General features: G+C 73.6%; 17 protein-coding genes. 8 read left to right on the top strand and 9 right to left on the bottom strand.

Annotated features, from left to right (window positions below):
• Positions 1–62: 62 nt before the first annotated feature.
• The 5 genes from ACWAUO_RS02365 to ACWAUO_RS02345 all read right to left on the bottom strand — a co-directional run bounded on the left by ACWAUO_RS02365 (position 63) and on the right by ACWAUO_RS02345 (position 7,041).
• Positions 63–662, bottom strand: a complete 600-nt coding sequence (locus ACWAUO_RS02365) for a hypothetical protein (RefSeq protein ID WP_460772734.1) — start codon at positions 660–662, stop codon at positions 63–65.
• 135 nt (positions 663–797) lie between these two features.
• Positions 798–1,475 carry a response regulator gene (locus ACWAUO_RS02360; RefSeq protein WP_460772732.1) on the bottom strand — a complete coding sequence of 226 codons (678 nt, stop codon included), beginning with the start codon at positions 1,473–1,475 and terminating at the stop codon, positions 798–800.
• A 122-nt stretch (positions 1,476–1,597) separates the two neighbouring features.
• On the bottom strand, positions 1,598–3,667 hold the full coding sequence (locus ACWAUO_RS02355; RefSeq protein WP_460772731.1) for a sensor histidine kinase: 2,070 nt from the start codon (positions 3,665–3,667) through the stop codon (positions 1,598–1,600).
• Positions 3,664–5,532 (bottom strand): histidine kinase, encoded by a 1,869-nt coding sequence (locus tag ACWAUO_RS02350; RefSeq protein ID WP_460772729.1) that lies wholly within the window; start codon positions 5,530–5,532, stop codon positions 3,664–3,666. Before ACWAUO_RS02350 ends, ACWAUO_RS02355 begins: the two co-directional genes overlap by 4 nt.
• Positions 5,533–5,871: 339 nt before the next feature.
• A complete protein-coding gene (locus tag ACWAUO_RS02345) occupies positions 5,872–7,041 on the bottom strand; it encodes an ROK family transcriptional regulator (protein WP_460772728.1) in 1,170 nt (389 codons plus the stop codon).
• Between the two features lie 65 nt (positions 7,042–7,106).
• Here ACWAUO_RS02345 and xylA point away from each other — a divergent pair, with 65 nt between their 5' ends.
• From xylA to ACWAUO_RS02330, 3 genes are all read left to right on the top strand, one after another.
• A complete protein-coding gene (gene xylA, locus ACWAUO_RS02340; protein ID WP_460772726.1) occupies positions 7,107–8,294 on the top strand; it encodes a xylose isomerase in 1,188 nt (395 codons plus the stop codon).
• A 124-nt stretch (positions 8,295–8,418) separates the two neighbouring features.
• Positions 8,419–9,720, top strand: a complete 1,302-nt coding sequence (xylB, locus tag ACWAUO_RS02335; protein WP_460772725.1) for a xylulokinase — start codon at positions 8,419–8,421, stop codon at positions 9,718–9,720.
• A 169-nt stretch (positions 9,721–9,889) separates the two neighbouring features.
• A complete protein-coding gene (locus ACWAUO_RS02330; RefSeq protein ID WP_460772723.1) occupies positions 9,890–10,555 on the top strand; it encodes a GTP pyrophosphokinase in 666 nt (221 codons plus the stop codon).
• Positions 10,556–10,608: 53 nt separating this feature from the next.
• Here the strand turns inward: ACWAUO_RS02330 and ACWAUO_RS02325 are convergent, their stop codons facing one another.
• Complete coding sequence (locus ACWAUO_RS02325) at positions 10,609–10,932, bottom strand: DUF7882 family protein (RefSeq protein ID WP_460772722.1); 324 nt, start codon at positions 10,930–10,932, stop codon at positions 10,609–10,611.
• Between the two features lie 67 nt (positions 10,933–10,999).
• On the opposite strand from ACWAUO_RS02325, the gene ACWAUO_RS02320 reads away from it, so the two are divergent.
• The 5 genes from ACWAUO_RS02320 (at position 11,000) to ACWAUO_RS02300 (ending at position 15,405) form a co-directional block, all read left to right on the top strand.
• Positions 11,000–11,317, top strand: a complete 318-nt coding sequence (locus ACWAUO_RS02320) for a DUF7882 family protein (protein WP_460772720.1) — start codon at positions 11,000–11,002, stop codon at positions 11,315–11,317.
• 230 nt (positions 11,318–11,547) lie between these two features.
• A complete protein-coding gene (locus ACWAUO_RS02315) occupies positions 11,548–12,396 on the top strand; it encodes an alpha/beta fold hydrolase (protein WP_460772719.1) in 849 nt (282 codons plus the stop codon).
• Between the two features lie 40 nt (positions 12,397–12,436).
• A complete protein-coding gene (locus ACWAUO_RS02310; RefSeq protein WP_460772718.1) occupies positions 12,437–13,486 on the top strand; it encodes a lipoate--protein ligase family protein in 1,050 nt (349 codons plus the stop codon).
• Positions 13,465–14,415 carry a DNA-methyltransferase gene (locus ACWAUO_RS02305; protein WP_460772716.1) on the top strand — a complete coding sequence of 317 codons (951 nt, stop codon included), beginning with the start codon at positions 13,465–13,467 and terminating at the stop codon, positions 14,413–14,415. Before ACWAUO_RS02310 ends, ACWAUO_RS02305 begins: the two co-directional genes overlap by 22 nt.
• A 9-nt stretch (positions 14,416–14,424) precedes the next feature.
• Positions 14,425–15,405 carry an LLM class F420-dependent oxidoreductase gene (locus tag ACWAUO_RS02300; protein WP_460772715.1) on the top strand — a complete coding sequence of 327 codons (981 nt, stop codon included), beginning with the start codon at positions 14,425–14,427 and terminating at the stop codon, positions 15,403–15,405.
• Between the two features lie 94 nt (positions 15,406–15,499).
• Here the strand turns inward: ACWAUO_RS02300 and ACWAUO_RS02295 are convergent, their stop codons facing one another.
• The 3 genes from ACWAUO_RS02295 to galK form a co-directional block, all read right to left on the bottom strand.
• On the bottom strand, positions 15,500–16,984 hold the full coding sequence (locus ACWAUO_RS02295) for a carboxylesterase/lipase family protein (protein ID WP_460772713.1): 1,485 nt from the start codon (positions 16,982–16,984) through the stop codon (positions 15,500–15,502).
• Positions 16,985–16,987: 3 nt separating this feature from the next.
• Entirely contained in the window at positions 16,988–17,824 is an 837-nt protein-coding gene (locus ACWAUO_RS02290) for an alpha/beta fold hydrolase (RefSeq protein WP_460772712.1), read from the bottom strand.
• Positions 17,825–17,953: 129 nt separating this feature from the next.
• Positions 17,954–18,974 (bottom strand): galactokinase (galK, locus tag ACWAUO_RS02285; protein ID WP_460772710.1); only part of this gene is annotated, 1,021 nt, incomplete at its 5' end.

Genomic DNA, 18,974 nt, shown 5'->3' with positions numbered 1-18,974 from the left:
TCGGACGCCGACGGGACGGCATCCGGTGAGGGGAGGTGACGGGCCCCTCGCCCGGGGGCGGGTCACCCCGTGACGAACACCAGCGTGAAGCCGCCGTCCGTCTCGCGCACCTGGAAGCCGACGTCTGCCCCCACGCCGTCCAGGGTCGCGTACCCGGTCCCGTTCTCCGCACCGTCGCTGCGGAACAGCTCGTAGCCCGAGAGGGACGCCTCGTAGTGCGCGAACACGTCCTCGACCGGCAGATCGATCGCGTACCCCGCCGATTCGCTGCCGCCGCCGACGCTGTCCATCGTGGTGCACAGCACGGCGCCGGACGGGGGCGCCGGCCAATCGGCGGGCATGAGCTCCAGGTCGGCGGCGTCGACGCCGGGCATGGCGAGCGGGAACGCGTCGCGGCACGCCTCGGGCACGCCGTCGAGGATGTCCTCGCCCGCCGCGGGTTCGATGGCCTCGACGGGCGCGTCCGAGGGCGCCCCGGTCGGCTCCGCGGCGGCGGTGCAGCCGGTCAGCGCGGCGACGGCCAGCCCGGTGCCGACGGCCCACGCTGCCACGCGCGGGCGACGGTGGGCAGCGCGTGCGATCGCGATCACGGGGCGGACGAACCGCACGCGGCGTCGTTCCGGGGCTGGAGAGGAGGATCGGATGTTCGAGACGGTGGACATGACGGGACTCTCGTGTTCGGGGGCGCGGGAGCTGCCCGCGCGGTCGCGATCGCGACCCTCCTCGACGATCGTGCGCCCGGCGGCCCGGCCGGCAGGTGCACGCGTCCTCGATCGCCCGGGACACGCCCCCGGGACTCAGGCGTCGACGCCGCCCACGCGTGCGCCGAATCCGGCCTCGCGCGCCATCACGATGAGGGCGCTGCGGTCGGGGGCGCCGAGCTTCGTGATGATGCTGTACACGTAGTTGCGCACGGTCTTGCTCGTGAGGACGAGCGAGCGCGCGATGGAACCGTTGTCGAGTCCGCGGGCGACGAGTTCGAGCACCTCGGCCTCGCGCTCGGTCAGCTCCGGGAACCGCCGTGTCCGTCCGTCCTCGCCGGCGCCGCCGAGGAATGCGACGGCACGTGCGGCCACGTCGGCCCCGAACAGTGCCTGGCCGTCGGCGACCGCGTGGACGGCGCGCTCGACCTCCTGCGGCGACGACACCTTCAGCAGGTACCCGCGGGCGCCGGCGCGCATCGCCGCGAGCAGCGATCGGTCGTCGCCGAGCATCGTGAGGACGAGCACGGCGACCTCCGGATGGCGCTGCGCGATGATCCGCGTCGCGTCGATGCCGGACTCGTCGCCGAGGTCGAGGTCCATGAGCACGACGTCCGGGCGCTGTTCCGCCACGAGCGTCAGCGCCTCGTCGATCGTGGCGGCGTCGCCGACGACGCGGACGCCCGCCAGCGTGTCGAGGAGCGACATGATGCCCCGACGGAACAGCGGGTGGTCGTCGACGACCCCCACCGTGATCGAGTCCTCGCGTGGCATGCGCGTCTCCCTTCCCCCGCGATCGCGCCGACGCCGCGCGATCGCGTCCCATTGTGCCGTCGCGGAGGCGGCTGCGTCACGGTCCGCGTCCGCCCATGCTGCGCGGCCCGGCGTCCCGGGGGTCAGGGCGCCGGGTCCTCGATCCGGGCGGGCCCGGTCACCGCCGGGATGCGGGCGACGACGCTGGTGCCCGTGCGATCCGACTCGATCCGCAGGGCCCCGCCCGCACCGGCCGCGCGTTCACGCATCGACGACATGCCGACGCCCGCGACCGCGTCCGGGCCGATGCCGCGACCGTCGTCCGAGACCCGGAGCACCGTCGCGCCGTCCGTGTCGCGATGGAGACGGATCCGGACCCTGGTCGCCTCCGCGTGCCGCGCCGCGTTCGTGACCGCTTCCGCGGCGATGAGCGCGAGCGCCTCCGCCTGCCCGGGGAGGAGCCCGAGCGCGTCCTCCGTCTCGACGCGCACGCGCAGCCGTGGGCCGTGGAACCTGCGGGCGAGCCGCTCCAGTTCCGGTGCGAGATCGTCGCCCCCGAGCCGCGACACCGCGACCGTGTCGGCGAGTTCCCGCACCTCCCGCGCCCGGGCGCGGACGTCCTCGGCCAGCTCGGCGAGGAGGGCGCGGGCCCGATCGGGTTCGGCGGCGAGGTTCTCCACCGCCGCGAGACCGAAGCCGATGCCTGCGAGCGCGGGACCGAGTCCGTCGTGGAGTTCCCGTCGGATGCTGCGCCGCTCACGTGCGCGGAGGCCGGCGAGGTCTGCGCGGGCGCGCTCGAGCCGCACGAAGGAGCGCGCGAGCCGGACGACCGTGGCGACCAGGCCGGCGACGTCCTCGAGGACCGTCCGGGTGCGGCGGTCGAGGCGCTGTCCGGGACGGGGCTGCGCCTCGAGCGCGCCGAGCCCCGGGTCGCGCGGCGACAGCGGCACCCGCACGACGTCGGCGCGGCGACGTCGCCCCGAGGCGGCGTCGAGGTCGCCGGCGGTGATCCGCACGTGGCCCAGCCGGAGGACGCGGCGCAGGGTGTCGGCGAGGGACGCGAGCCCGTCCGGACCCGGCGGCAGCTCACCGATCCGCTCGCTCAGCCGGGTGAGCAGCGACGCGGCGTCGGCGCCCTCGCCGTAGACGAGCCGGTCGATGCGGCGCTGCAGCCACCCACGCAGCGGCAGCACGGTGAGGGCGACCACGAGCGGCGCGACGAAGGTCCATCCGCCGCCGGGGCTCAAGGTCACCGGCACGATCGTGACCACCAGCAGGTAAAGGATCGCGCCCGATGCGGTGAGGAGCGCCCACATGAGCACCCGGCTGACGACGAGCTCCACGCCCCACAGCCGGTGCCGGAGCACCACCACGAGGATCGCCGCGGGGTAGACCAGCTGCCCGACGACGGGCGTCAGCAAGGCGAAGTCGAGCACCGCGCGGGGGAGGCCGAGCGAGGCGGGGAGCGCCTGCGCGAAATAGGAGAGCGTGACGAACAACTGCCCCGCGGCGAGCCAGCCCAGGCCCGACCGCACGCCGCCCCGGGAGCGGCGCCACCGCACCGCGACGACCACACACGACAGCAGGGACACCGAGATGGTGAACATCGAGAGCGCCGTGTAGGTCGGCGGCAGCACCGCCTGGTACCCGGGCGAGGGGATCCCGAGCGGGTTGGGAAGTCCCGGGATGCGGCTCTGGGTCACGTTGATGACCGTCGCGGCGGCGGCGACGACCACCGTGACGCCGACCACGACGCGCTGCCATCGTGGCGGGCGGCGGACGCTGATCATCAGCGGGACGAGTGCGACGAGGAACGTGCCCGGGACGAACGCCCAGCCGCCGGTGTATGCGAGCATCGCGTGGAACGGGAGCCCGCCGACCTGCGCGGCGAGTAGCCCGTACTGGATGCCGAACGCCGCGAGCGCCGATCCGACCGCGTACAGCGCGCAGATGGCGGCGACGGGGCTCGGGCGCCGGGCCAGCAGGAGCGCGGCGACCGGGCCGTAGACGAGGGCGACGGTGAGGTCGATGTCGATCGCGAGCGTGCGGACCTCGACCGGGGCCTCGCTGAGGAACAGCCCCGGCAGCGGATCGGCCGGGAGCCCGAACACCGCTCCGAGGACGATCGCGACGATCGCGAGCGCCCAGGATGCGACCCAGACGACGGCGGCGGCGACCGGGCGACCGGTGCCGTGGGTGCCGACCGTGCTCATCGCGGGAACCTCGCCACCCACGGGGAGTCGCCGGGCGCCGACGGGGTCGCGCCGAGCTCGTCGGCCCGTCGGCCCAGTCGCTCGAACGCCGTGAGCTCTGCGTCCGTCTCGATGCGGACCGCGGCGGCGTCGGGCCCGGCGGTCACCGTCACTCGGATCGGCTCCGCCCCCGCGCGGAACTCCTGGACGGCGGCGGCGACGAGGAGGTACACGCGCACCTGCAGGTCGGCGTCGAGCCCGTCCGTCCCGCGCGCGGAGACGGCGACGCGGCCGCGCACCGCGGCCGGCTCGGTGAGCTCCGTCAGCGCCGCCTCGAGGTCGCCCTGATCGAGGGCCGTCGGCAGGAGCGCCCGGGCGAGACGTCGGACGTCGGCCGTGCAGGTCGCCGTCCCCTCGCGCAGGGAACGGACCGACTCGCGCCAGTCGCCCCCGTCGGCGATGAGGGTGTCGGCGGCGGAGAGCCCGAACCCGATGCCGGCGAGCGAGGGTGCGAGCGAATCGTGCAGCTCGGCGTGCAGCATCCGGCGTTCTTCCTGCCGCACCTCGACGGTGCGTGCCCTGACGGCCCGGACCTCGTCGTTCACGGCCGCCAGCTGCACCGCCGTCGCGATGAGGCCGCGGGTGCGTTCGAGCACCGGTCGCAGCTCGTGCCACTCCTCGGGATCGTCCACCGCGACGGTGATGGTGCCGCCCGGGTCGCCGTCGAACGGGATGTCGGCGGTATACGGCGCCGCGCGACCGACGCGCGCACCGGCGCCGGTGCCGGCGAGGCGCAGCTCGACGGCGGCGACGCGAAGACCGTCTCGGAGGGCGGCCGCGATGTCGTCGACGCCGGCGTCGTCGCGCGCCGCCCGCTCCCCGAGGGCGGCGAGGACGCTCCGGGGGTCGGGCTGGGGGCCCGCGAGGAGGCCCACGGTGCGCAGGTGCAGCGGTCGCCACGCGGTGCCGAGCAGCAGGGCGAACACGCCCGCGCCCATCGCGCCCGCCCATTCCGGGGCGAGCCCGGCCGTGTCGCCGATGCCGCGCACGAGGACATAGCCGATGACGGCGACGGCCAGAGTCTGCCCGGCGGAGACGAGGCGCAGGACCCGGCGTCCGGGTGTCGGATGGCCGAGCGCGAGCAGGATGCCGACCGGCAGCAGTGTCTGTGCGAGCACGAACAGGGCCACGCCGACGACGTCGGCGAGGAACGGCGACGGCGCCTCGAGCAGGCCGTAGGCGACCACCATGCAGAACAGTCCGGTGGCGATCGCGCGCCACGCGACGCGTTCGCGGGCGACGCCGTCGGCCCAACGGATGCGGAGCCACACCGCGGCGGCGATGAAGCTGCACAGCGCCAGCACCAGGGGGAGCACGTCGAGCAGGAGCGGGACGGGCCCCGCGATCCGTGCCGCGCTGAGGACCGCCGAGAGGACGACCGCGCACCACCCGAACCCGATGCCGACGGAACGGCCGCGGCCGGGCGGACCGATGAGCCAGGTGACGATGCTGAGGGCGGCGAGCTCGGGAAGCCGGGAGAGGTGGATGACGATGAGCGCCGTGAGCCGGAGGGCGTTGTCCTCGGACTCCGTCCACACGGTCACGGCGATCGTGAGGGCACCGTTCACGATGGCGAGCGCCGCCAGGATGCCGGCCATCACCAGGCGCCGCCGGGTGAGGGCGAACACCGACACCGGGGCGTAGATCGCCGCGGTCAGCGCCGCGCGGATCACCGGCGGCGTCATCTCCGTGGTGAACGCCGCTGCGAGCAGCCCGACTCCCGCGAGCAACGCCGACGCGAGCATCACGGCCATGCCGGCCGGCGGCATGGGCGCCGTCGTGCGCGGTCCGGACACCGGGCTGCGTCGCCCTCGGGTGGCGTTCATCGGCATCAGTATCCCGGTGCCCGGCCGTGTGCGCATACCGCGATGCTCCCGGCCGCGGGTGCCCGGTCGCCAGAGGCGTGTGTCCCCGTTCGCGCCCGCATCCGCGTGCCGGCCGCCCGGTTCGCGCCCGCATCCGCGTGCCGCTCGCCTGGGTTCGCGCCCGCATCCGCGTGCACCGCGCCTCGGTCCGCGCCGGCACCCGCGGGCACAACTGCGGAGATGACGGCCGACACGCCGGTGCGCCGGCCCGGGAGCGCGGCGTGTCGGGTGCGGACTCCGCAGTTGTGCACGCCGAAACGCCGCGAACACCCCGCGAACACCGCGCGCGGACCGCCCGCGTCAGACGCCGGCGGGGTCGGCGAGGAGCGGTTCGAACGCGAGCTCGGCGGCGCCGACGAGCAGCCGGTCGGCGGCGAGGGATGCGGGACGGATCTCCAGGTCCTCGGCGCACGCCGTCATCGCCTGCGCCCGCACCTGCGCCAGCAGGCCCGGCACGTCCTGCTCGGCCAGCGTCGCGAGGAAGCCGCCGAGCACCACCACGGACGGGTTCAGCACGTTCACCGCGTTGGCGAGGGCGGTGGCGAGGATGCGGCGCTGCCGGCCGACCTCGGCGTGCACCGCCGCATCCGTCGCCGCCGACAGCGCGGCCGCGAGCCCGTCGTCGTCCGCTGCGGTGAGTCCCAGCGCGCGCAGGAGCCGGGTGCGGTTCACCTCGTCCTCGAGCACACCGCCGGGGGCGAGCCGGTCGGCGCCCGCCTCGATGCCCGGCCGGTTCTGTCCGAACTCGCCGGCGTACCCGCCCGCGCCGCCCACCGGCATGCCGCCCACGATGAGCCCGCCGCCGATACCGCTCGCGCCGCCGTTGAGGTAGACGACGTCGTCGGTGCCGCGGGCCGCGCCGAACAGGTGCTCAGCGCGGGCGCCGAGGCTCGCGTCGTTGCCGACGGCGGCGGGGAGCCCGGTCGCCTCGGTGACGAGGTCGGCGAGCGGGATGTCGTGCCACCGCAGGTGCGGGGCGTCGCGCACGAGGCCGTCGCCCGCACGCACGAGGCCCGGGACCGCGAGGCCGGACGCGACGAGTCGGTGCCCGGCGAGGGGACCCTGGCGCCACAGCGCGATCTGTGACGCGAGGGCGGCGACCGCATCCGCCGGCGAGGGCGGCGCGTCGAACGGGATGCGGGCGCGCACCCGCACCGTGCGGTCGAGCGCGACGGCGGCCACGGTGAGGGCGTCGACCTCGGGGTTCGCGGCGATCGCCACCACCTGCGGCGACGCGCAGACCGTGGGGGAGGGGCGCCCGACCCGGCCGACCGGGTCGGGTTCGGACTGCACCGCGAGCCCGAGTCGCTCGAGCTCCGCCACCAGATCGGCGACCGTCGAGCGGTTCAACCCGGTGCGCTCGGTCAGCGCCGCACGCGGAAGGGGGCCCTCCCGGTGGACCAGCCCCAGGATGCGGGACAGGTTCTGCCGCCGGACCCCGCCCCGCTCGTCGGCGGTTCTCGCGCTCATGCCCTCATCGTAGTATGTTGGGCGCCACAACAAATTGTGCGACCCGCGCGAAGGAGCCACCCCTCATGCCCACCCCCACCCCCGCCGACAAGTTCACGTTCGGTCTCTGGACCGTCGGCTACAACGGCACCGACCCGTTCGGCGGGCCCACCCGCCCGGCGCTCGACGTCGTGCACGTGGTCGAGAAGCTCGCCGAGCTCGGCGCCTACGGCCTCACCTTCCACGACGACGACCTGTTCGCCTTCGGTTCCACCGACGCCGAGCGGCAGACGCAGATCGACCGCCTGAAGGGTGCGCTCGCCGACACCGGCCTCGCCGTGCCGATGGTCACCACCAACCTCTTCTCCGCCCCCGTCTTCAAGGACGGCGGCTTCACCTCGAACGACCGCAACGTCCGCCGGTTCGCCCTCCGCAAGGTGCTGCGCAACATCGACCTCGCCGCCGAGCTCGGCGCGAAGACATTCGTCATGTGGGGTGGCCGCGAGGGCGCCGAGTACGACGCCGCGAAGGACATCCGCTCCGCCCTCGAGCGCTACCGCGAGGCCGTGAACCTCCTCGGCGACTACGTCACCGACAAGGGCTACGACATCCGCTTCGCGATCGAGCCGAAGCCGAACGAGCCCCGCGGCGACATCCTGCTGCCGACGGTCGGCCACGCCCTCGCGTTCATCGACTCGCTCGAGCGCCCCGAGCTGGTGGGCCTGAACCCCGAGGTCGGCCACGAGCAGATGGCGGGCCTGAACTTCGCCGCCGGCATCGCCCAGGCGCTGTACCACGGCAAGCTCTTCCACATCGACCTGAACGGCCAGCGCGGCATCAAGTACGACCAGGACCTCGTGTTCGGCCACGGCGACCTGCACAACGCGTTCGCGCTCGTCGACCTGCTCGAGAACGGCGGCCCGAACGGCGGCCCCGCCTACGACGGCCCGCGTCACTTCGACTACAAGCCCTCGCGCACCGAGGACGAGGACGGCGTCTGGGAGTCGGCCGCGGCCAACATGCGCACCTACCTGCTGCTGAAGGAGCGCGCGGCCGCGTTCCGCGCCGACCCCGAGGTGCAGGCCGCGCTCGAGGCGTCGAAGGTCACCGAGCTGGCGCAGCCCACGCTCGGCGAGGGCGAGTCGTACGACGACCTGCTCGCCGACCGCTCGGCGTTCGAGGACTTCGACGCCGCGTCGTACCTCGGCGGCCACGGCTTCGGCTTCGTGAAGCTGCAGCAGCTCGCCACCGAGCACCTGCTCGGCGCCCGCTGACCGCATCCCGCTCGATCGACGTGCCTCAGATGTCCTCGACACGCCGTCGCCGGTGTACATCTGGGGCACGTCGACCGATGGGGGCGCGTCGCAGGATGCGGGGCGCACCCGTGAAAGGAACCACATGGCACTCGTGATGGGCGTCGACTCCTCGACGCAGTCGTGCAAGGTCGTGATCGTCGACACCGCCACCGGCGAGGTCGTCCGGCAGGGGCGCGCCCCGCATCCGGACGGCACCGAGGTGGACCCGGCCGCCTGGTGGGACGCCCTGCAGACGGCGATCGCCGAGGCCGGCGGCCTCGCGGACGTCGCGGCCTGGTCGGTCGGCGGGCAGCAGCACGGCATGGTCGTGCTCGACGCCGAGGGTCGCGTCATCCGGCCGGCGCTGCTGTGGAACGACACGCGCTCGGCCGGCGCCGCCCGCGACCTCATCGCCGAGTACGGCGCCGAGACGCTCGCACAGCGCACCGGGCTCGTGCCGGTGGCGTCGTTCACCATCACGAAGCTCCGGTGGCTGCGCGACGCCGAACCGGCGCACGCGGCCCGAGTCGCGGCCGTCGCGCTGCCGCACGACTGGCTCACGTGGCGGCTGCGCGGCTTCGGTCCCGCGGGCGAGTCGCCCCGCGGCCCGGTGCTCGACGAGCTCGTCACCGACCGTTCGGACGCGTCGGGCACCGGCTACTGGAACCCGGCGACGGACGGCTACGACCGCGATCTGCTCGCCGCGGCGCTCGGCCATGACGCGGTGCTCCCGCGCGTGCTCGCCCCGCGCGAGTCGGTGACGGATGCGGACGGCCGCGCGGTCGCCCCCGGTGCCGGCGACAACGCCGCGGCGGCCCTCGGGGTCGGGGCGGGCCCCGGTGACGTCGTGGTCTCGATCGGCACGAGCGGCACGGTCTTCGCGGTCAGCGAGCACCGCACGGTCGACGCGACGGGCACGGCCGCCGGGTTCGCGGATGCGGACGGGCACTTCCTGCCGCTCGTCGCCACCCTGAACGCGGCCCGGGTGCTCGACGTCATCGCGCGGCTGCTCGGGGTCGACCACGCCGAACTCAGCCGACTCGCGCTCGCCGCGGAGCCCGGCGCGGGCGGGCTCACGCTCGTGCCGTACTTCGAGGGCGAGCGCACCCCGAACCTCCCCGACGCGACCGCGACCCTCAGCGGCATGACGCTCGCCTCGACCACGCGTGAGAACCTCGCACGCGCGGCCGTCGAGGGGATGCTGTCGGGCCTCGGCGCAGGCCTGGACGCCCTCCGGGCACTGCACGTGCCGCTCCACCGTGCGCTGCTCATCGGTGGCGGCGCGCAGTCCGAGGCCGTGCAGCGCATCGCGCCGCAGGTGCTGGGGCTGCCGGTCGAGGTGCCCGCCCCCGGCGAGTACGTCGCGCTCGGCGCCGCCCGTCAGGCGGCGGCCGTCGTCGCCTGAGGCGCGCCCGCGCCCGCGCGCGAGTGCGCATCCGTTCCGCGACCGAGCATCCGATCGGGTGCGCACTCGCGAAACAGGTGCGCACTCGGCGCCCGGCGCGTCGGCACGGCGCATCGACGGGGAGGGGTGCTCACAGCATCCGCGTATCCGGCCGCCGTACCGTGGCGGTATGTCGAACCCCCTCGACGAGCTCCCGATCACGATGTCCGTCGCCGAGATGCGCACCGCCCGCGACGGCATCCAGCGGTTCCTGCTGCAGTACCGGTTCGGGATGCAGGAGATCGAGACGAAGATCGCCATCCTGCGGGAGGAGTTCCGCAGTATGCACGACTACAACCCGATCGAGCATGTGACGAGCCGGCTGAAGTCGCCGGACAGCCTCGTCGACAAGGTGGTGCGCAAGGGCATCGATCCCGGCTTCGAGTCGATCCGCGAACACATCACCGACATCGCCGGGGTCCGCGTGACGTGCAGCTTCTCCGCCGACGCGTACCGCCTGTTCGACCTGCTGACGCAGCAGGACGACATCACCGTCCGTCGCGTCAAGGACTACATCGCCGCCCCCAAGCCCAACGGCTACAAGAGCCTGCACGCGATCGTCGAGGTGCCGGTGTTCCTGTCGACGGGGACGGTGTCGGTGCCGGTCGAGGTGCAGTTCCGCACGATCGCGATGGACTTCTGGGCAAGCCTCGAGCACAAGATCCACTACAAGTACGCGGGCGCGGTGCCGCCCGGACTCGTCGCTGACCTCACCGAGGCCGCCGCGACGGCCGCCGCGCTGGACGACCGGATGGAGCGGCTCCACGGCGAGCTCCACGGCACGCCCACGGGCTGACCGGCACGCCGGACGCCCGGCACAACAGCGCGCCGGACTGACCGGCTCGGGCGTCAGGACTCGACGGCGTCGGCCGAGCTCACATGCTCGGTGACGAGCATGATGCCGCCGGAGCTGTTCGCCGAGTTCGCGAGCTCCTCGATCCAGGCGCGGTCGAGCACCGCCGGTTCGGGGTCGTCGAAGACGAAGCGGAGCGGGATCGAGGGATGCAGCCACACGGTGCTGCGACCGCGCGGTTCGTCGTCGGGATGCCGCCAGGAGAGCGTGAAGCTCTCGCCCCGGCGCAGCTTGGTCGCGATGACCACCTTCAGATGTGCGAGTGCGCGATCCTCGATGGTGATCGGCGAGTTGTGTCCGCCGTAGTAGATCGTGCCCATGTCGCCACCATAGCCGCGCAGGGTAGCGGTCGACAGATACCTGTGGATGACGGCCTATGCTCAGGCCATGGGCCGCTTCATCTACGACACCAACGCGAACGCCGTCGACATCGAGGACCGCACGCTCGCGCATCTGCGCATCGTGGTGATGAACAAGCTCCGCCGCGGCGAGCCGTTCATGTTCGACGTCGAGATCGGCGACGGCAGCGGGCGCCGCAGCTTCTGGGTGCACCCGTCCGTGCCGATGCAGTTCCACTTCTACGGGAGCCGCCAGCCGCGCATCAACCGGGCATGGGTCGAGGAGCTCATGGTCGCCGCATCCGGACCGAGCGGGCTGACGATCGTCCCCGAGCCCGAGGACGAACTGCCCCCGCCCACCGCCTGAGCGGGTAGATCCCGCCCCGCCGTCTGTCAAGACCGGGCGACGTCCACCCACGCGGGGGGATGCTGGAAGCGCATACCAGCTGGAGGTGGTAGCCCGTGCGACCCAGCCCGGACGCGGAACGTCCAGACGGCGACGAGCCGCAGGTGACCTTCGAGGAGGTCCCCGGCATCGACGTCGTCGACGGAGAACTCGTGCCGCGTCGACGCTGAGCGTGCCCTAGCCTTACGGGCATGCCCGAGTTCGTCGACGCACACGGCGTCGTGATCGTCTACGACGTCCACCCCGCGAAGACCACGCCCCGCGCCGTCGTGCAGCTGCTCCACGGTGTCGGCGAGCACGCCGGCCGCTACGGCGCCCTCATCACCGCGCTCACCGAGGCCGGCTGCGTCGTCTACGCCGACGACCACCGCGGGCACGGGCGCACCGGCATGGGCCAGTGGCAGGACGCGACGCGGCTCGGCCGGCTCGGCCCGGGCGGCCACGACGCCGCCGTGGACGCACTGTGGACCCTGACCACCCGCATCCGCGACGAGCACCCCGACCTGCCGCTCGTGCTCCTCGGGCACTCGTGGGGGTCGTTCCTCGCGCAGATCCTGCTGAACCGGCACCCCGACGCCTACGACGGGCTCGTGCTCTCCGGTTCCGCGTACCGGATGCCCGGGTCGCTCAACGCGGGCGACCTCAACGCCCCGTGGAAGGCCGCGGACGCCACCGGCACCGAGTGGCTCTCGAGCGACCTCGCGGTCGGGCGGGCGTTCCTCGACGACGAGCTCACCACGACGACGCCGCTTGCGAAGCTGTTCGGGATGCGGGAGGCGGCACGCATCTTCGGCCGGCCCCGCCGCGACCCGGGCGTCGACGTGCCCACGCTCCTCATGGTCGGCCGTGAGGACACCGTCGGCGGTCCGCGGAGCGTCCACCGGCTGGCGAAGGCCTACCGGGAGCGGTCCGGGTTCACCGACGTCACGACCCTGGTCTACCCCGGCGCGCGCCACGAGATCTTCAACGAGACGTGCCAGACCGAGGTGCGTGCCGACCTGCTCGCGTGGCTCGACGCGCGGTTCCCCGCCCGCGACTGAGCGCATGCCGCATCCGCCGTCGCGCGCCTAGGCTGGGAGGATGCACGGCGAATACAAGGTGCCCGGCGGCAAGCTGGTCGTGGTCGACCTCGAGGTGCGGGACGGGCGGCTCGCCGACGTCCACCTCGCCGGCGACTTCTTCCTCGAGCCCGACGACGCCCTCCTCGACATCAACGCGGCGCTGAACGGGCTGCCGGTCGAGACCGACCAGGCCGGCATCGCCGCGGCGGTCCGCGGGGCCCTGCCCGAGGGCGCGCAGCTGCTCGGGTTCACCCCGGAGTCCGTCGGCACGGTCGTGCGCCGAGCCCTCATCACCGCGCCCGGGTGGAAGGAGTTCGACTGGCAGATCGTGCACGAACCGCCCGTCTCCGCCCGCATGAACCTCGCCCTCGACGAGGTGCTCACCACACGGGTCGGCGACGGCCGCCGCACCCCGACGCTGCGGCTGTGGGAGTGGAACGAGTCCGCCGTCGTGATCGGGTCGTTCCAGTCGTACCGCAACGAGGTCGACCCCGAGGGTGCCGCGAAGCACGGCTACGACGTGGTGCGCCGCATCTCCGGCGGCGGCGCCATGCTCATGGGCGCGAACGCGATCATCACGTACTCGCTGTACGTGCCCGCATCCCTCGTCGCCGGCATGACCTTCGCCGACTCGTACGCGTTCCTCGACGACTGGGTGCTGCAGGCGCTGCGCTCCCTCGGGATCGACGCCGAGTACCGGCCGCTGAACGACATCACGGGCCCCGCCGGCAAGATCGGCGGCGCCGCGCAGAAGCGGCTCGCGAACGGCGGGGTGCTGCACCACGCGACCCTCAGCTACGACATGGACGGCCAGGTGCTCACCGAGGTGCTGCGGATCGGCCGGGAGAAGCTCAGCGACAAGGGCACCGCATCCGCCGCGAAGCGGGTCGACCCGCTGCGCAGCCAGACCGGCCTGCCGCGCGAGGCGATCATCGAACGCTTCAAGGAGACCTTCGCGAGCCTCTACGGCGCGGTGCCCGGCACCATCAGCGACGAGGAGTACGCCGAGGCGCAGGCCCTCGTCGACACGAAGTTCTCCACCGACGCGTGGCTGCACCGCGTGCCGTGACCGCGTCCGCCCCGCAGCCGCACGGGCACGTCCGCATCCATCACGGCGAGAACCTCGCGGTGGCGGCGACGCTGCCCGACGCGGCGTTCACCCTCGTCTACCTCGACCCGCCGTTCAACACCGGCCGCAGGCGGGGTCGTGCGGTCGAGTCCGTGCGCAGAACTCCGGACGGATCGGCGACGGATGCCGCGGAGCCCGGTGTTTCCGGGGGTGCCGTCGCGGATGTCCTGAGTTCTGCACCGGCGGGCGAGGTGAAGCGCGGGTTCCGCGGCACGAGCTACGAGCGGCTCCGCGGCGACCTGCGCACCTATGACGACCGGTTCGACGACTACTGGGGCTACCTCGAACCCCGGCTGGCGGAGGCCTGGCGCCTCCTCGCCGACGACGGCACGCTGTACCTCCACCTCGACTACCGCGAGGCGCACTACGCGAAGGTGCTCATGGACGCCATGTTCGGGCGCGAGCGGTTCCTGAACGAGCTCATCTGGGCGTACGACTACGGCGCGAAGTCGAAGCGGCGCTGGCCCACCAAGCACGACACGATCCTCGTCTACGTGAAGGACCCCGCCGGGTACTGGTTCGACTCCGAGGCCGTCGACCGGGAACCGTACATGGCGCCCGGGCTGGTCACCCCGGAGAAGGCGGCGCGCGGCAAGCTCCCCACCGACGTCTGGTGGCACACGATCGTGCCCACGAGCGGCCGCGAGAAGACCGGATACCCGACGCAGAAGCCCGAGGGGATCCTGCGCCGCATCGTGCAGGCCTCGAGCCGCCCCGGCGACACCGTGCTCGACCTGTTCGCCGGGTCCGGCACCACCGGCGCGGTCGCAGCGGCGCTCGGCCGCAACGCCGTGCTCGTGGACCGCAACCCCGAGGCCGTCGAGATCATGCGCGCCCGCATCCCCCACGCGGAGGTCGTGGGCCCCTAGTCTGGGCGAATGCGTTTCGGAACCTTCATCCCGCAGGGCTGGCGCCACGACCTCGTCGGCATCGACCCGGTCGACCACTGGCGCGTCATGCGCACCCTCGCCCAGCGCGCCGACGAGGGCGCCTGGGAGTCGCTGTGGGTCTACGACCACTTCCACACCGTGCCCGTCCCGAGCGACGAGGCGGTGCACGAGGCGTGGACGCTCATGGCGGCGTTCGCGGCCTCCACCGACCGCATCCGCCTCGGGCAGATGTGCACCTGCATGGGGTACCGCAACCCGGCGTACCTCGCGAAGGTCGCCGCGACCGTCGACGCCGTCTCCGGCGGCCGGCTCGAGATGGGCATCGGCGCCGGCTGGTACGAGCACGAGTGGCGCGCGTACGGCTACGGCTTCCCGCGGATCGGCGAGCGGATCGGGATGCTGCGCGAGGGTGTCGAGATCATGCGGCAGGCCTGGACCACCGGCTCCGCCACCCTCGACGGCACGTACTTCCAGGTGGACGGCGCGACGGTGCGGCCGCTCCCGGTGCAGGCCGGCGGCATCCCGCTGTGGATCGCCGGCGGGGGCGAGAAGAAGACGCTGCGGCTGGTCGCCGAGTACGGCGACTACGCGAACATCTCGGCGGCGGAGTTCGCCCACAAGCGCGACGTGCTGCGCGGGCACTGCGCCGACGTCGGCCGCGACCCGGCGGAGATCACCCTCAGTGCGAACTTCAACACCGTCATCGGCGAGACCGAGGCGGAGGTCGCCGACCGGCTCGCCGCGATCGAGGCGCGCCTGGCCCCGTACCTGGGCGACGCGACCGAGCGGTACATGGCGGACTACCGCGGCGGCCAGGCGCTCGTCGGCACCCCGGAGCAGATCGTCGAGCGGCTGCGCGCCCTCGCGGACGAGGGCCTGCAATACGCGATCCACTACTTCCCCGAGCACGCCTACGACCGCACCGGTGTCGACCTGTTCGAGCGCACCGTGATGCCCGCGCTCGCCTGAGCCCCCGCATCCCGCCCGTGAGTGCGCATCCGCTACGCGAGTGCGCATCCGATCGGGTGCTCGTTCGCGAAACGGGTGCGCGCTCGCGGCGGGGTCAGACGAGCGCGGCGACCGTCGCGTAGCCGTCGGTGATCTCCTCGGGGGCGGATGCTGCGCCGCCGAACACGCGGGTGGTGCGCGCCGGCTCGGTCCAGGGCCGCCAGCCCGGGTCCTGGTCGCGGGCGAACGCGACCGCCGCGCCGTGCACCGCGGCGGCGAGGGCGCGCGGCGGATGCGGCCCGATGAGCGCCGCGGCGCGTTCGGCGCCGAGGTTGTCGAAGAAGAACGGCACGTCGATGCAGTGGCAGGCCCACCGCTTGGTGGGTGAGGGCCACGAGAACCGGTACACCCAGGTGGCGGCGGCGCCGTCGGCGTGCGCCCGTGCCGCGGCGGTGCGTGCCACGAGCGAGCGGAACACCCGGTCGGTGACGAAGCGCCCGAGGAGCGAGGCGGTGCCGGTGCGGCGCCGTTCGCGGTTCGCGCGCAGGTACAGCTCCCGCACGGGGCCCGGGACCCCGAGCCGGCCGAGTGCGAGCCCGGGCGGGACGAACGCCAGCGGCCGACGGAATCCGTCGAGCACCATCGTGAACTCGTCGTCGGTCGCGCCGATCACCACCGCCTTGTCCGCCCCCGCACCCTGGCGGATCGCCTCGACCGGCGGCAGCGGCACGATGTCGCCGTCGACGACCGGCGCCCAGGATGGGCCGTCGTCGAGCATCGCCCGCACCGGTGCGAGCCTGTCCTTCGTGGGTTCGTGGGCCGCATCCTGCTGCAACGCCAGCAGCCGCTCCTCGGGGACGGATGCGAACCCCTCGCGGTCCGCGGCGACACCGGCGAGCTGCGCCAGTCGCGCCGAGCGCTCGCGCGCGGTCGCCGGGTCGACGTCGCCGAGCGCGGCCGACATCACCCACGCACCGCGGAAGAGGTGCTGCGCCGCGGGCATGGACAGGAGCGTCAGCACGGCGCCGCCGCCGGCGGACTGCCCGGCGATCGTGACGCGGGCCGGGTCGCCGCCGAACGCCGCGATGTTCCGCTGCACCCACTCGAGCGCGGCGAGCCAGTCGCGCACGCCGCGGTTCGACGGCGCGCCCTCGATGTGCCCGAAGCCGTCGAAGCCGAGCCGGTACGAGATCGTCACGGTGATGACGCCGTCGCGGACGAACGCGTCGCCGTCGTACCAGGGGCTCGCGGGGGAGCCGGCGGTGTACCCGCCGCCGTGGATGTAGACGAGCACCGGCAGCGTCGACTCGGCGGGCGTCGGCCACGGCGCGAAGACGTTCACGTTCAGCGTCGCCTCGCCCGGGATCGCCGGTTCCGGGATGATCGTGTCCCCCGGGTCGTGTCGTACCGCGGTGGCGCCGTACGCGGTGGCGTCGCGGACGCCCTCCCACGGCTCGGGCGGCTCGGGAGCTGCGAACCGCAGGTCGCGGACCGGCGCCTTCGCGAACGGGATGCCGAGGAACGCCGCCGATCCCGCGCGCCAGCGGCCGCGGACGGCGCCCGTGTCGATCGTGACGATCGGGATGTCGGTGCTCGCCATGGGTCAGCCGCGCAGGAAGCGCAGCAGCGCCTCGTTGACCTCGTCGCCGTGGGTCCAGAGCAGCCCGTGCGGGGCTCCCTCGATCTCCACGTACTCCGCTTCGGGCACGAGTTCGGTGAACCGGCGGGCGGTCTTGTCGATGGGGAGGATGTTGTCGGCGGTGCCGTGCAGGATGAGCGCGGGCACGTCGATCGCGTCGAGGTCGGCGCGGAAGTCGGTCGGCCAGGTGAGGGGCGCGGCGACGAGCGCGGCATTGCCGGCCTGGTTCGCGACCTGCACGCTCGCCTGCAGCGCCTCCTCCGAGATGCGGGTGCCGAGGAACTCGTCGAGGTTGTAGAAGTCGCGGAAGAACCCGGTGAGGAACGCGTACCGGTCGGCGGCGACCGCCTCGGAGGTGCCGTCGAAGAACGCCTGGTCGCCCGCGCCGTCCGGGTTGTCGTCGGTGATGAGCAGGTACGGCTCCAGCGAGCCGAGGAACGCGACCTTGGCGATCTTCGCGCTGCCGTAGCGGCTCAGGTACCGGGCGATCTCGCCGGTGCCCATCGAGAAGCCCACCAGCACCGCATCCGTCAGCTCGAGGGTGTCGATGAGGGCGTGCAGGTCGGCCGCGTAGGTGTCGTAGTCGTGACCCTCCGCGGTCTTGGTCGACGCGCCGAACCCGCGGCGGTCGTACGCGATGACGCGATACCCGGCCTGCAGCAGCGCGCGCTGCTGCTTGCCCCAGGACTCCCCGTTCAGCGGGAAGCCGTGGATGAGCACGACCGGCTGCCCGGTGCCCTGGTCGGTGTAGAACAGCTCGACGTCGGCGGAGTTCTCGGTCGCCACGGTCACGAACGCCATGATGTGTCCCTTCCGGTCGCGCCGCCCGGCACGATCCATCGCCACGACGTTACGGCCTCGGCGACCCGGACGGCCAGGGGTGGACGCGGTCGGGCGCGCCCCGCCGCACCGATACGAGGAGGGATGCGGTCAGGCGGCGCCGGCGCCCGGGCTCACCGTGAAGATGTGCGGTGCGCCGTAGCCGGCGTCCGCGAACGCCTGCTCCACAGCGGCGGTGACGGGTGCGACGAGGGACTGCTCGACGACCGCGATCGCCGCGCCGCCGAAGCCGCCGCCGGTCATCCGCGCGCCGATCGCACCCGCGTCGACGGCCGCGGCGACCGCGGTGTCGAGCTCGGGCACCGAGATCTCGAAGTCGTCGCGCATCGACGCGTGCGAGGCCAGGAGCAGCCTGCCGATCGCGAGCGGCCCCTGCTCCTCGAGGGTGCGGACGGTGTCGAGCACCCGCTGGTTCTCGGTCACGATGTGCCGCACGCGGCGGAACGTGACGTCGTCGAGCAGCGCCTCGGCGCGGGGCAGATCCTCGACGGAGAGGTCGCGGAGGGCGGGGACGCCCATGGTGCGCGCGCCGAGCTCGCACGAGTCGCGCCGCTCGCGGTACCCGCCGGTCGCGTGCGCGTGGCTCACCTTCGTGTCCATCACGAGCACCTCGAGCCCGGCCTCGGCGAACCCGAGCGGCACCTGGCGCACCTCGAGCGACCGGCAGTCGAGGAAGATCGCCGCATCCCGCTCGCCCCACATCGACGCCATCTGGTCCATGACGCCGGTCGGGGCGCCGACCGCCTCGTTCTCGGCGGTGCGGCCGGCGAGGGCCAGCGCGCTGCGGCCGAGGCCGAGGCGCCACAGCTCGTCGACCGCGACGGCGACCGCGCACTCGATGGCGGCGGACGACGACAGCCCCGCACCCACCGGCACGTCGGAGGCGATCGCGATGTCGAACCCGGTGGCGTCGGATGCGGCGTACCCCTGCAGCGCCCACACCACCCCGAGCGGGTAGCGGGCCCACTCGACGATCTCGTCGCGGCGGGCGGGGAAGAGCGCGTCGAGCTCGTCCAGGCGGGCCTCGACCGGCTCCGGCGAGAACGTCGACGCGACCCGGACGACGCCGTCGGCGCGCGGCGAGACCGCGGCGAACGTGCGGTGCGGGGTG

This window comes from Microbacterium sp. GXF7504 (assembly GCF_054798235.1).
This window is presented reverse-complemented; position numbering and strand designations above follow the sequence as displayed.

Coding starts and splice junctions, on each gene's coding strand:
- xylB (WP_460772725.1), top strand. CDS start 8,419: ATGGCACTCGTGATGGGCGTCGACTCCTCGACGCAGTCGTGCAAGGTC.
- ACWAUO_RS02325 (WP_460772722.1), bottom strand. CDS start 10,932: ATGGGCACGATCTACTACGGCGGACACAACTCGCCGATCACCATCGAG.
- ACWAUO_RS02315 (WP_460772719.1), top strand. CDS start 11,548: ATGCCCGAGTTCGTCGACGCACACGGCGTCGTGATCGTCTACGACGTC.
- ACWAUO_RS02355 (WP_460772731.1), bottom strand. CDS start 3,667: ATGAGCACGGTCGGCACCCACGGCACCGGTCGCCCGGTCGCCGCCGCC.
- ACWAUO_RS02310 (WP_460772718.1), top strand. CDS start 12,437: ATGCACGGCGAATACAAGGTGCCCGGCGGCAAGCTGGTCGTGGTCGAC.
- ACWAUO_RS02290 (WP_460772712.1), bottom strand. CDS start 17,824: ATGGCGTTCGTGACCGTGGCGACCGAGAACTCCGCCGACGTCGAGCTG.
- ACWAUO_RS02300 (WP_460772715.1), top strand. CDS start 14,425: ATGCGTTTCGGAACCTTCATCCCGCAGGGCTGGCGCCACGACCTCGTC.
- ACWAUO_RS02360 (WP_460772732.1), bottom strand. CDS start 1,475: ATGCCACGCGAGGACTCGATCACGGTGGGGGTCGTCGACGACCACCCG.
- ACWAUO_RS02295 (WP_460772713.1), bottom strand. CDS start 16,984: ATGGCGAGCACCGACATCCCGATCGTCACGATCGACACGGGCGCCGTC.
- ACWAUO_RS02330 (WP_460772723.1), top strand. CDS start 9,890: ATGTCGAACCCCCTCGACGAGCTCCCGATCACGATGTCCGTCGCCGAG.
- xylA (WP_460772726.1), top strand. CDS start 7,107: ATGCCCACCCCCACCCCCGCCGACAAGTTCACGTTCGGTCTCTGGACC.
- ACWAUO_RS02320 (WP_460772720.1), top strand. CDS start 11,000: ATGGGCCGCTTCATCTACGACACCAACGCGAACGCCGTCGACATCGAG.
- ACWAUO_RS02365 (WP_460772734.1), bottom strand. CDS start 662: ATGTCCACCGTCTCGAACATCCGATCCTCCTCTCCAGCCCCGGAACGA.
- ACWAUO_RS02350 (WP_460772729.1), bottom strand. CDS start 5,532: ATGAACGCCACCCGAGGGCGACGCAGCCCGGTGTCCGGACCGCGCACG.
- ACWAUO_RS02345 (WP_460772728.1), bottom strand. CDS start 7,041: ATGAGCGCGAGAACCGCCGACGAGCGGGGCGGGGTCCGGCGGCAGAAC.